The organism is Dehalobacterium formicoaceticum (assembly GCF_002224645.1).
GTDB lineage: Bacteria > Bacillota > Dehalobacteriia > Dehalobacteriales > Dehalobacteriaceae > Dehalobacterium > Dehalobacterium formicoaceticum.
Genome location: NZ_CP022121.1, coordinates 3,054,216 through 3,066,798, shown reverse-complemented (window position 1 = coordinate 3,066,798; position 12,583 = coordinate 3,054,216). Strand labels below are relative to the sequence as shown.

Here is a 12,583-nt window from a genome sequence, read left to right as displayed (position 1 = left end):
AGAATATGTGGGTAGTATTTGACGCTTACCCTGTAATGAGGTCTAGTTCTGCGGAAATTACCAGTCCGGATGACTATCCCCCCGATTATTGGAGACAAGGCATAATCTATAGTCAACCCCTTCCTTGGAATGATGCCCCCCAATTTCGCCAAATGATTAGTGAAAATAAAAACATGGTCTTAATGGCAAAATATCAGGCCACTTTAAAAGAGCCTCTGCCCGGAGAAATGAACAATGTCGGTCTTGCAGCAGACAAGTTGGCAGGAACAATGATTCCAGACGGCAAAGTTTTTTCTCAAAATAGGGAAATCGGCCCTTACACATCTGCTAACGGCTATCAGTCAGGACCTATGTACAAAGGGACAAAAATTGTCACATCTACCGGTGGGGGCGTGTGTAAAATTGCTTCCGTATTATATAATCTTGCTATTTTAAGCAATTTACCGGTATATGAACGTTATAATCATTCCATGACCGTTCCATATGTCCCGCCAGGACAGGATGCCACCGTAAGCTATGGGGTAAAAGATATACGTTTTTTAAACAATACCGGAGGGCCTATTGTTATTTGGGCGGAAACTGTAGGAAATACCTTATATATGGCATTCTATGGACAAGAAATCCCGCCCCAGGTAACATGGCACCATCAAGAATTAAAAAGAATTAAGTATTGGATAGTTTATCGGTATAACGAAAACCTGGGAAAAGGCACAGAAAGGCTGCTTGTCACAGGCCAGGACGGTTTAGTTGTCAAGTCTTGGATTACGATAGAATATCCGGACGGTGAAACAAAAATTAAAGAACTGGGTAAAAACTACTATGATGCATTGCCTGAAATAATTGAAAAAGGCCGGTAATTAACCGTCAAATATAACCCTATATTACTTAGGTGAATGAAATCAGCCTTTTGGAGGCGGCTGGTTTTAAGAAAGCTGCAGCTTGCACTTTCCATATATAGGCATGATTTGGTATTTGGGAAAGATGACATACTAAATAAGTGCACGTGCAAAGTATAAAAATTCGACCATTTTATCTTATGATAAAGATAGGGGTATGTTTATGGTACACAGAAAAAGTGTTTGGATTTTTGGTTTTGTATTTTTAATTTTGATTTTGTTTCTGGCGATAAATAACTTACATCGGGGTGTTATGATACTTCATTATCATGCTGTTAATAATGATAAATCTTCTTCGGAGAAACTGATTAGAGTTTATCCGCAAGAATTAGCCTGGCAAATGAACTACCTGAAAAAAGCAGGATATCATGTTGTCACACTGGACAAAGCTGTTGACTATCTTAAAAACGGCAGCAAATTGCCTTTTAAGTCTGTTGCTATTACCTTTGATGATGGATATGAAGATAATTTAACCTTTGCCTTACCAGTTCTAAGAAAGTATCATTACCCGGCCACAATTTTTATTCCCACAGGAGAAATCGGGGGAACAAATTCATGGGATAGGGAAAGAGTACAAAGCATGAAATTGTTGAATTGGTCCCAAATGGAAACAATGCAAAAGGAGGGTGTTTCCTTTCAGGACCACACTGTACACCATTTAAATATCACGAAAATTTCCCAAGAAAAAGCCATCTATGAATTGACAGCATCTAAGGATGTTTTAGAAAAGCATTTGAAAACAAATATTGATTATTTTGCTTATCCCTTTGGCAGTTTGCATCAAAATGCTGTGGAATTGGTGCAAAAGGCCGGTTATAAAGCTGCTTTTACAAGTTCCCCAGGTACCAATGTCTATGGGAAAACAGATTTATTCAGAATCCGCCGTATGTCTGTTAAAGAGATGCATGGAGGCTTTTGGGGACGACTGCTGTTTGTCCTGGAATTAAAATTTAGTTTCTGGAAAATCTAAAATGTGTTTATCAGTGAGTCATCTTTATGTTTAGGGCATCCTCTTAAGGGATGCCTCTTGCTTTTTTATCGCTAAATATTTTTTAGAGAAATTTTTCCGGATTCATCGGGTTATGAAAGGGGAAATATAAATTTGAAATGTTCAATTTAAGGGGGTATTGCCTATGAAAAAGTTATATTTCAGTTTTTTCAGTTTTTTAATTATAGTTTCTTTAGTGCTAAGTGGTTGTGCCCCGGTAAAGAAACCGGATAACACCAAAAAGACGGAAGTACCAAAACAGACGGAAGTACCAAAACAGATAGAAAAAAAGGAAGTTGACGAATCAAGTAGAGAAAAAAGAGAAAAAAAGAAAATTAACGAATCGACGTTGATATGGGAAAATAATCCTAAATTCCTTCAGGCAAAGAGGGATAATAATACTCCTGTAAGGCTATCAAGTTATCAAGCCACATTACCTGATCCTATCCTTCATGAACGTGATAATATTTCCCTGGCCGCGGATTATTTGGCCGGTGCTGTGGTTAAGCCTGGAGAGGTGTTTTCTTTAAATCAGAGAATTGGCAGGCGTACAGTGGAAAATGGTTTTAAACCGGGCCCAATGTATAGTGACGGACAAATTGTTTCTACCATTGGCGGGGGAGTTTGTAAAATTGCCTCTGTACTTTATAATGTGGTAGTTTCGGCAGATCAAGAGGTTGTGGAAAGATTACCCCATTCCATGACTGTACCTTATGTGCCCCCAGGCCAGGATGCTACAATATCTTATGGTACCAAAGACTTTAAATTTAAGAATACTACCGGTGCACCTATCTTGATTTGGGCTGAGAACCAGGAAGGTACGCTTTATTTGGCATTATACGGCTCTGTTCCCGCACCCAAAGTCAGATGGGTGCATCAGGTTTTAAAAAAGACACCCAGTTGGACGGAGAAGATAAATGATCCTTTACTTCCAGAGGGAACGGAAAAGGAAATATTTGAAGGTTCTCCGGGAATCAGCGTTCATTCATGGGTAATTATAACTAAGGATGGCAAAGAAACAAAAAAAGATATGGGTATTAGTTCTTATCGTCCGTCACCCCGTGTTGTGGCAAAGAGTTCAAAATAAGAAAGATATAGGTACCAATTGCTACTTATTTTATCTTACCGGAACTAAAAATTTTTTCAGGTGGCGAGTCATAGGATACTTTGTACTTACAGCATGCTATAATAAAGCTGTTAGCCTTGTTACGAGAGGGGAATAAGGATCACTCTTTATAGTGAATATAATTTTGGAGGTGATTGTATGGACAGTGACCCTGCGGATAGTAGATGTATATTTTATGCTAGGAATAGGAGGTTAACCATACAGATCACCCTGTATTATTAACCTCCTCAGTAAAGGAGGTTAATAATGTTAACAATATTTCAAAGCAGAAACGATAATATTGTGTGTTTATCAACTAATGATATGGAAAAAGGTTCTTGGATCAATCTGGTTAATCCATCAGAAGAAGAATTGCAGACGGTGGCTCAAAACACAGGAATATATTATGATTTTTTGAAGTATCCTTTGGACGATGAAGAACTGCCCCGTGTAGAAATTGAAGACAATAATCAGGTATTGATTATTATAAATGTCCCGGCGTTTCACAAGAAGGATCTGATTTATGACACCTTCCCCTTAGGAATTGTATTGACTGAAGATTATTTTGTTACCATCTGTTTGCAGCCTATTGACATATTAAAAGAATTCGCCCAGGGAAAAATTAAAGGACTGGCAACTTTTAAGAAAACAAGGTTTGTCTTCCAAATCATGCAAAAAACTGCAAACCTTTACCTAAAATATCTGAGGGAAATTAACAAAAAAACCGACGAAATTGAGTATGAACTTCAAAAATCCATGAGGAACAAGGAACTAATCCGTTTGTTGGATTTAGAGAAAAGCTTGGTTTATTTTACCACCTCTTTAAGGTCCAATGAAAAAGTAATGGAAAAATTGCTGAGAGGTAAAACCTTAAAAATGTACGAAGAAGACCAAGATTTATTGGAAGATGTTATTATAGAAAACAAACAGGCTATTGAAATGGCTGATATCTATAGCAACATTTTAAGCGGGATGATGGATGCATTTGCCTCTATTATTTCAAATAACTTAAATATTGTCATGAAGTTTTTAGCGTCAATTACCATTGTACTGGCACTTCCCACTATGGTAGCCAGTTTTTTCGGAATGAATGTGCAAATCCCTTTTCAAAATTCACCTCACGGTTTTTTTATTGTGTTGAGCATTTCATTAGTCCTTTCGGTTTTAAGTGTTATGTTTCTAATTAAACGAAATATGTTTTAGGGAAGTTACATTAACTCGCAAGGCTAGCAGATCCCAAGATATTTAACCTCAGCAGGGAAGCAGAAGAACCGTCCCCGTGATTCCCCCATCCCCGTGATTCCCGTGAAAGTATACTTAGAAGGGATGTCGATTATGGAAAAAGATTTTTTTAAAACCCACGACACCTTAAGAGAAATTTTCGATCATCTAAGCGATGCGGTTTATTTTATTGATGATCGTGGGGTCATGCTTTTTATGAATCAGGCTGCGGAAAAACTAGACGGTTATTCTCTGGAAGAAGCCGAAGGGCATACCGTTTCGGAGCTTTACGGCCTGGATACGGATCAAAGTCCCCTCCTAACCGTGGCTGCGGGCAGAAAACCTCTTCACGATCATACCTTTCGCTATTATGTGAATAACCGGGAGGTTTATCAAATCTGCAATACCTTTCCGATAGAGTTACCGGACGGCACTTGGGGGGCCTTTTCCATTCAAAAAGACGTGACCAAATTAAAAGCAACTATTGAAAAAAACATTGAACTGCAGAAACAGCTCTTTGGTTACCAGGAGGATATACCAGAGAAAAGCGGAAAAGAAGGGAAGCTTTATACCTTTAATGATATCATCGGGGAGCACCCAGTGCTTAAAGAATGCAAAAATCTGGCCTACAATGCCGCCCAAAGTGATTCTCCCATTTTTCTCTGCGGGCTGACCGGTACAGGAAAAGAATTGTTTGCCCAAAGTATTCATTCCGCGAGTAATCGAAAGGATGCTACCTTTTTAGCCATTAACTGCGCCGCCATTCCCGAAACCTTGTTGGAAGGACTTCTTTTTGGCACGGTAAAAGGGGTTTACACCGGGGCCACAGAACGTAAAGGACTTTTTGAACAGGCCAGCGGAGGCACTTTGTTTTTGGATGAAATCAATTCCATGCCCCTTTCTTCCCAGGCCAAATTATTGCGGGTGTTGGAAGAGAAATATGTGACCCCTTTGGGAAGCAATGAAAAAATTAAAATCGATACCAGGATCATCAGCAGCTGCAATGTCTTTCCCAGAGAAGCAATTCAAAAACAGCAAATCCGGGAAGATCTATTTTACCGCCTGGCGGTGATAAATATTTTGATTCCTTCTCTCTTAGAAAGAAAAAGTGATATTTTTCTTTTAGCTCACCATTTTATTTCCCTATACAACGTCAGGTATAAGAAAAAAATCCTGGCGATGGAAGACGAGGTGACCACCTTTTTCTTAGATTACCCTTGGCCCGGTAATGTACGCCAGCTAAAATACTGTATTGAATGTGCCATGAATCTGGTGAATGATGACGAAATGACAATTAAAGAGAAACATTTGCCCTTCTATTTAAAAGAAGAATCAACAAATACTCATCCGACAAATACTTTTTCTTTAGATCAGAATTTTTATCCTTTGGATGATGACATTGAAAAGATCAATATCCCCAAAAGTAAATTCTTAAAACAAGAGCCGGAGGAGAATAGTCTCTTGGGCACCATTCGCCAGAAGGAAAAGGAAACCATTGTGCAGACCTTAACCAAAAATCAAGGTAATGTTAGCAAAAGCGCCCGGGAGCTAGGACTTTCCCGGCAAACCCTGGTTTATCGCATGAAAAAATTCGGACTGAAGTGAATAAAAATTATCAATCCCCTAAAAAGCATAAAAGCTAAATGGTCAAAAAGCAAAAGATACCCATCTTTTTCAGGTGGGTATCTTTTTATCTTTTATTTTGCCATCTTTTTTTATTAGAGCAAAATATTCAACATTATGCATGATTTTTTGATCTTTTTTTGCTTTTTGCATGATTCATCGATAGGTTTAAATCTATCGGACCAGATGGACCTCTGGTTATTTCCCTTAGTAGAACTCACTTTTATCATGGCGCTATGTTTTTTATGAAGGGCAAAGATATCTTGGCATGTCTTTTGCTATAGATATAGGCATAGGTAAGCAATTATTAAATTGATTAAAATAAAAAAGGGGGTAATATTGTGACACAACAGACACAACAAAGCAAAGGCGGGAAAGAAGTTCTGATAATCTCAGGGGCAATCACTGTCGCTTTCGTCATCTTTGGGATCCTTTTTCCTGATCAGCTGAGCAGCGGCTCATCTTGGTTATTTGGCTTCTTAACGGCAAAATTCGGCTGGCTTTATCTGATTTCTGTTAGCTTTTTTGTCCTTTTTGCTTTGGGTTTGGCCATCAGCCCTTATGGCAAAATCAAACTGGGCCAAGATGATGACAAACCGGAATTCAGTAATTTTCAGTGGTTTGCCATGCTTTTCGGCGGCGGAATGGGCATCGGCCTGGTCTTTTGGTCCATTTCTGAGCCGATCATGCATTTTCTTTCGCCCCCTTCCGCAGAACCGGGAACAACAGCTGCGATGTACGAAGCCATGCGGACCGTGTTCTTTCATTGGGGCATTCATCCTTGGGCCATTTTCGCCACTGGTGGTTTGGCCTTAGCTTATTTCCAATTTAGAAAAGGTTTGCCTTTCCTGATCAGTTCCTCCTTTGAACCCCTTTTGGGTGACAGAATCCATGGACCCATCGGAAAAACCATCGATATTCTAGCTGTTTTTGCAACTATCTTCGGGGTTGCCACCAGTCTGGGATTAGGTGCCGGGCAAATTGTCGGGGGACTGAACAACATTTGGGGCATTGAGAACAACACTCTGGTGACCTCAATTGTCATCGCCGTGATTACCGTGATTTTCACCGTGGCTACCGTTTCCGGTTTGCATAAAGCCATGCAGATGGTGGCTAACTTCAAGGTTTGGCTCTCAGTAGCCTTTATGGTCTTTCTCTTCATTTTTGGGGGGACGGTATTCATTTTAAATATTTTCACTAATACCACTGGAGGTTATTTTGGCAATCTGATCCAACAAAGCCTGTGGATGGAAAATGAATCCTTTATCCAAGGTTGGACTGTTTTTTATTGGGCATGGTGGATTGCCTGGGCTCCCTTCGTGGGGCAATTTGTTGCCCGTGTTTCCAAAGGACGGAGCATTCGGGAGTTTCTTTTATCGGTGATGTTACTGCCGGCCGGCTTTGGTTTCATCTGGCTGTCCATATATGGAGGCGCAGCCTTTAATTTAGATGCGATCAGCGGGGGTGCCATCCAAGCAGCCGTCGGTGCCGATTATACCACCGGTTTATTCGCCACCTTGCAGCAGTTACCCCTTTATGCCCTGACCGGTCCCTTAGCCATTATTCTGATCTTGGCATGTTTCGTGGGGGCAGCGGATTCCGCAACCTATGTTTTGGCGATGCTTACGTCTAACGGCAGTATGAATCCCAGCAAAAATTCCCGTACCGCTTGGGGTATTGCCCAGGGCGCGGTGACTATCATTTTAATTATTGCCGGCGGATCTACCATCTTATCCATTTTACAGACAGTATCCATTGTAGCGGCATTTCCCTTTATGTTTGTGATGCTCTTTATGTGCTATTCGATTATCAAAGCATTAAGAACGGAAAAAATTTAAGTTTGTCATCCCTTGATCTTAAATAAAATAATTATTTGAAAGGAGATTTATCATGATACCTAAATTCGATGTTTTAACAAAGGAAGAAGTTTCTCAAATCCACGAAAAAACCATGGAAATTTTAGAAACAGTAGGGGTAGAATTCACCTATGATCCGGCCATTGCCATCTTTAAGGAGTGGGGTCAAAGGATAGAAGGACATCGGGTATATTTCCAAAGATCATTCGTTGAGGAAATGGTGCAAAAAGCACCGGCCTCCTTTACCCTTCATGCGAGAAATCCGGAAAAAAACGTCCAATGCAACCATAGGGATATTATTTTCACCCCTTCTTATGGACCCCCTTATATTTATGAAGCCAATGGCAACAGACGTTATTCTAACATGAATGACTACGATAACATTGTTAAACTAGCAGGAGCCAGCACCAACATCCAAGCCACCGGAGGCAATGTGTGTGAACCCAACGACGTCCCGGATGAAATCAAGCACTTAAAAATGATCTACAGCCATATCAAAAATGCCGATAAGAATTTTATGGGCAGCGCTTATGGGGAAATGGGCGCCCAAGACTCCATTGAAATGGCATCTATGCTTTTTGGCGGTCGTGATATTCTCAAAAAGAATCCGGCGCTGATTACCTTAATCAATTCCATCACCCCTTTAAAATATGACGATCGCATGCTGGCCGCAATGATGACTTATGCCGCCGCCGGTCAGGTCAATTTGATTTCTTCATTGGTCATGTCCGGTTCCACCGGGCCTGCCACTATGGCCGGTACCATAACCCTGCAAAATGCAGAGGTTTTGGCCGGGATCGTTTTAACCCAATGTATCAATCCGGGAGCCCCTGTCATTTACGGTTCCACTTCCGGCCCTGCTGATATGAGAACAGTGAGCCTTTCCATCGGCAACGCGGAAACAGCTCTTTATACCGCCGCGAGTGCCCAAATGGCTCGATTCTATGGTGTACCCAGCCGTGGGGGCGGAGGACTGAATGACAGCAAAACTGTAGATGCCCAAGCCGGTTACGAAGCCATGATGGTTTTGATGTCCGCCGCCATCTCCGGTATTAACTATGTGCTTCATGCCGCCGGTATCATGCATTATTACACTGCTTTCTCCTTTGAGAAATTCGTCATGGATGATGAAATTGCCGGTATGGTTCTAAAATACAGGAAAGGCTATGACTTTAGCGATGAAATGTTTGCTTTAAATGATATCAAAGAAGTCGGCCCAGGGGGACACTTCCTCTACCAGGCCAGCACCCTGGAAAAACATCGCCAGGAGCTAAGAATGCCCGATCTGAGTGACCGTATGGGTTATGAAGCTTGGGATGCTGACGGCCGTAAGGATACCAATACCCGTGCCAAAGAAAGATGGCAGAAAATCTTAGCCGAATATGAAGTTCCCCATTTGGATGAGGCATTGGACAAAGAGCTTTGCGCTTTCATTGAGCGGAGAAGTCAGGAGTTAATGAAATAGAAGAGTAAGCATTAAAAGCAGTAAAGATTAGTAGCAAATACTAGCAGCAAAGATTAAGAGAGCACTTTATATAGAACTGCATCACTTTAAGCTAGACAGTAGACAGTAGACCGGAGACAGAATGGTGTACGGAAACTACTGAAACTATCTTATTAAGGGATGCAGTTCTGTTTACATTTCTGCTTACTTACTTCCATTCCCTCAGGTGATAATACCAGCTTATTAAAATTTATCCGATAACTAACTGCCACTAATACCAAGATCTCTGTTTATCTGATGATCCCCACGGGAATCAATTTTCACATTTACCTCAGCCCGAGGCAGTTTTGGGCACTTCCGCAGGCAGTTCTTCAAACTCGGCGGTCAAGTCGTCTATACTCTCATTTGCTGCAGGCGGGGCTGCAGCCCCGATCTGGGCGGAAGTATCCGGGGCAGCCGGTTTATCAGCCTTATCAACTTCATCAACTTTATTGGGGCTTGATGCTGCGCTTCCTTGAGAAGGCATTGCAGAAGGTTGGTGAGCGGTTTGTTTTTCCGGCGCTTTTTTCGGAGCAGGTTGCCTTGTTAGATCCGCAGATGAACCTTCGGTCCCTTGCTCGATTTTTTCAGATTCTGCAATCTTTGCTGAAGCCTTTTTCGAATTCTCTTTTGCCTGAGCCCCCGGTGCCGGTGTTGCCTCTGTCTTTTGCTCTTGTTCAGATTTATTCAGATCTGATACCAATTTTTGGTCATCCTGATTTTCTCCCCCTTCGGTGGTTTCCTGGAGAACGGTGGGCAGCGGCGGATAAAATAATCCGTCCCAGTTATACCAGACCATAAGCATCAGCAGGAGAGGCAGCAGAGCAGCAGACCTTTTCCACCAAAACATGGAGGCCAGGAAGACAAAACCGGCGGCCAGTAAACAATAATGACAGGGGACGATACCGAAGCGCTGCCAGGTCCAAAGGGAATAACCGGTCAGGATCACGTGTACCCCCAGGGCAAACCACAAAAAGAGCGATGCTCTTTGATGATTTTTGAATACCAGGACGAAGCAAATCATATAAAAGCCGATCCCTAAAAAGGCCAGTTCATTGCCTCGCCCCCAAGCGGAAATCATGGCGAAAACCAGGGCCGCAAGCACGACCAATCTTTTATCCCCAATTATTTTCTTCATGTTCATCTTATGCTCCTTTGCGCTTAGATCAATTCTTCGGCGTACATCTTATTTTGATTGCCTCTTTTTAAAAAAATCAACTGTTTTGCTTTTTTTGATGATTATAATTCTTTTTGTAATGATATGATATGATTAAACTTATTATATTCTTTTTTCCCATATAATACAAACAAAAACAAATGCAAGAAGCCTCTCTGTGCAGTTAATTGAATAGTTATGTAAATTAATTTCAACTTATTGACGCAGGTCAAATGTTTTTCATGAAAGTCGTGCTAAAATGTACATACAAGATAAGTGAACTCGTTCAGTAAAAACAAAAAAATAAATGAAAGAAGGAGAGGAGGAGGAGACATGCAGCGCTATATTTTAAAGAATAAAAACCTAATCACATTAATCAGTGGTGTTTTAATTGCCACCGCATTTATTAACTTATGGACAGTAGGCAATATGGATATCTTTGTTTGGTCATTGGTAATTGCCTCCATACTGGGTGCAGCACCTATTGCCATCCAAGCTTATCAGGCTTTACGCGTAAAAGTAGTTAGTATTGATGTTTTAGTTACAATCGCTGTTATTGGGGCGTTATTAATTCAGAGCTATGAAGAGTCGGCAATTGTTACATTTCTATTCTTATTCGGCGCTTTTTTAGAGCAACGCACCTTAAATAAAACCCGTTCAGCCATAAAAGAATTAACTGATATGGCACCGGAAAGTGCACTAAAACAAATGGAAAATGGAGAGTTCGTAGAAGTTGAAGTGGATGATGTTGACGAAGGTGATGTTTTACTTGTCAAAACCGGGGCCAAGGTTCCTGTTGACGGTACAGTTTTGACCGGTGAAGGCAGTATTAATGAAGCAAGTATTACAGGAGAATCTCTCCCCGTGGGCAAGGATAAAGGTTCCAATGTATTTGCCGGTACCATCTTAGATAATGGAACGATCCAAATTGTTGCAGACCGTGTAGGTGAAGACACAACATTTGGTAAAATCATTGAACTGGTCGAGGAAGCACAAGACTCAAAATCAGAAGCAGAGCGTTTCATAGACCGTTTCGCGAAATATTATACACCGGCAGTTCTGGTGCTGGCTTTCATCGTATGGTTATTCACCCGGGATATTGAGCTGGCAATTACTATTCTGGTGCTGGGTTGTCCAGGTGCTTTAGTTATCGGGGTACCGGTATCAAACGTTGCCGGTATCGGAAATGGGGCCCGTCATGGAATATTACTAAAAGGCAGTGAAGTAATCAGTGATTTCAGCAGATTGGATACCATGATATTCGATAAAACGGGTACCCTAACTGTAGGAAATCCTTCGGTTGCAGAAAAAGAATATTATGGCGATAATATTGATGAAGCATTAGGATATCTTGCCAGCGTGGAACGTGAATCAGATCACCCCTTAGCAAAAGCAGTATTAGAGGAAATTGGTGCAACCACATTCTCACCGGTTGAAAATACGGAGGTTGTCAAAGGCGGCGGAATTGTCGCAAGTGTCAATGGGCACAAAGTTGCGGTAGGTAATCTTGCCCTAATGGAAAGAGAAGATATTGAAATTAATGAAAAAACGAGATCCGATGTTGAACGTTTCGAAAAAAACGGAAACTCACTGGTATTAACCGCTGTAGATGGAGAGCTGAAAGTGTTGATGGGGGTACGTGACCGGATACGTCCGGGCGTTAAAGAAGATCTTCAGAAGCTAAAGAAATTAGGAGTAAAGAACCTGGTAATGCTATCAGGCGACAACCAGGGAACTGTTGACGTGGTTAGTCGTGAGTTGGGCTTAACCGAGGCTCATGGCAATATGTTACCTGAAGATAAAGCAGCGTACGTCAGGAAGTTGATTGAAGAAAAAGGTCAGAAAGTTGCTTTCATCGGCGATGGTGTTAATGACAGTCCTTCACTAGCATTGGCAAATATCGGTATCGCCATGGGAAGTGGTACCGACGTTGCTATTGAAACATCAGATGTTGTTTTAATGAATTCAGATTTTAGTCGTTTACCCCACGCTCTGGGCTTAACAAAAGCTACGGCCAGAAATATGAAGCAAAACATTTTTATTGCGGTAGGCGTTGTATTAGTATTGCTGGCCAGTTTATTATTCAGTGAATGGATGAATATGTCAATAGGAATGTTGGTGCACGAAGGCAGTATCTTAGCAGTTATTCTAAACGGGATGAGATTATTACGTTATAAACTGAGATAAGATCAAAAAAGTAAAAACTTGACTAAATCAGAGCATTATTTAGTGAAATAGATTATAATTAAGCTACA

The 12,583-nt window shown here is 41.1% G+C and carries 9 protein-coding genes; 8 read left to right on the top strand and 1 reads right to left on the bottom strand.

Annotated elements, in window-relative coordinates; translation table 11 throughout:
• Positions 1 to 35 precede the first annotated feature (35 nt).
• The 7 genes from CEQ75_RS14830 to CEQ75_RS14800 all read left to right on the top strand — a co-directional run bounded on the left by CEQ75_RS14830 (position 36) and on the right by CEQ75_RS14800 (position 9,154).
• Complete coding sequence (locus CEQ75_RS14830; RefSeq protein ID WP_198306556.1) at positions 36 to 857, top strand: VanW family protein; 822 nt, start codon at positions 36 to 38, stop codon at positions 855 to 857.
• Positions 858 to 1,059: 202 nt separating this feature from the next.
• Entirely contained in the window at positions 1,060 to 1,866 is an 807-nt protein-coding gene (locus tag CEQ75_RS14825; RefSeq protein ID WP_157677488.1) for a polysaccharide deacetylase family protein, read from the top strand.
• A gap of 163 nt (positions 1,867 to 2,029) precedes the next feature.
• The gene (locus tag CEQ75_RS14820; RefSeq protein ID WP_089611889.1) at positions 2,030 to 2,971 is read left to right on the top strand and encodes a VanW family protein; all 942 of its coding nucleotides are present in this window, start codon (positions 2,030 to 2,032) and stop codon (positions 2,969 to 2,971) included.
• 285 nt (positions 2,972 to 3,256) lie between these two features.
• Positions 3,257 to 4,192: a magnesium transporter CorA family protein gene (locus tag CEQ75_RS14815; RefSeq protein ID WP_089611888.1), complete on the top strand. Its 936-nt coding sequence runs from the start codon at positions 3,257 to 3,259 to the stop codon at positions 4,190 to 4,192.
• Positions 4,193 to 4,324: 132 nt separating this feature from the next.
• On the top strand, positions 4,325 to 5,815 hold the full coding sequence (locus CEQ75_RS14810; protein WP_242965238.1) for a sigma-54 interaction domain-containing protein: 1,491 nt from the start codon (positions 4,325 to 4,327) through the stop codon (positions 5,813 to 5,815).
• 359 nt (positions 5,816 to 6,174) lie between these two features.
• Entirely contained in the window at positions 6,175 to 7,671 is a 1,497-nt protein-coding gene (locus CEQ75_RS14805) for a glycine betaine uptake BCCT transporter (protein ID WP_089611887.1), read from the top strand.
• Between the two features lie 52 nt (positions 7,672 to 7,723).
• Positions 7,724 to 9,154 carry a trimethylamine methyltransferase family protein gene (locus tag CEQ75_RS14800; RefSeq protein ID WP_089611886.1) on the top strand — a complete coding sequence of 477 codons (1,431 nt, stop codon included), beginning with the start codon at positions 7,724 to 7,726 and terminating at the stop codon, positions 9,152 to 9,154.
• Between the two features lie 310 nt (positions 9,155 to 9,464).
• Here the strand turns inward: CEQ75_RS14800 and CEQ75_RS14795 are convergent, their stop codons facing one another.
• A complete protein-coding gene (locus CEQ75_RS14795; RefSeq protein ID WP_157677487.1) occupies positions 9,465 to 10,310 on the bottom strand; it encodes a hypothetical protein in 846 nt (281 codons plus the stop codon).
• 351 nt (positions 10,311 to 10,661) lie between these two features.
• Here CEQ75_RS14795 and CEQ75_RS14790 point away from each other — a divergent pair, with 351 nt between their 5' ends.
• Positions 10,662 to 12,515, top strand: coding sequence for a heavy metal translocating P-type ATPase (locus tag CEQ75_RS14790; RefSeq protein ID WP_089611884.1), 1,854 nt, complete (start codon positions 10,662 to 10,664; stop codon positions 12,513 to 12,515).
• The last annotated feature ends 68 nt before the right edge of the window (positions 12,516 to 12,583 follow it).

Excerpts from the sequence above, each read along its gene's own strand:
- CEQ75_RS14830 (WP_198306556.1), top strand. The coding sequence starts at position 36 with ATGAGGTCTAGTTCTGCGGAAATTACCAGTCCGGATGACTATCCCCCC.
- CEQ75_RS14825 (WP_157677488.1), top strand. The coding sequence starts at position 1,060 with ATGGTACACAGAAAAAGTGTTTGGATTTTTGGTTTTGTATTTTTAATT.
- CEQ75_RS14820 (WP_089611889.1), top strand. The coding sequence starts at position 2,030 with ATGAAAAAGTTATATTTCAGTTTTTTCAGTTTTTTAATTATAGTTTCT.
- CEQ75_RS14815 (WP_089611888.1), top strand. The coding sequence starts at position 3,257 with ATGTTAACAATATTTCAAAGCAGAAACGATAATATTGTGTGTTTATCA.
- CEQ75_RS14810 (WP_242965238.1), top strand. The coding sequence starts at position 4,325 with ATGGAAAAAGATTTTTTTAAAACCCACGACACCTTAAGAGAAATTTTC.
- CEQ75_RS14800 (WP_089611886.1), top strand. The coding sequence starts at position 7,724 with ATGATACCTAAATTCGATGTTTTAACAAAGGAAGAAGTTTCTCAAATC.
- CEQ75_RS14795 (WP_157677487.1), bottom strand. The coding sequence starts at position 10,310 with ATGAAGAAAATAATTGGGGATAAAAGATTGGTCGTGCTTGCGGCCCTG.
- CEQ75_RS14790 (WP_089611884.1), top strand. The coding sequence starts at position 10,662 with ATGCAGCGCTATATTTTAAAGAATAAAAACCTAATCACATTAATCAGT.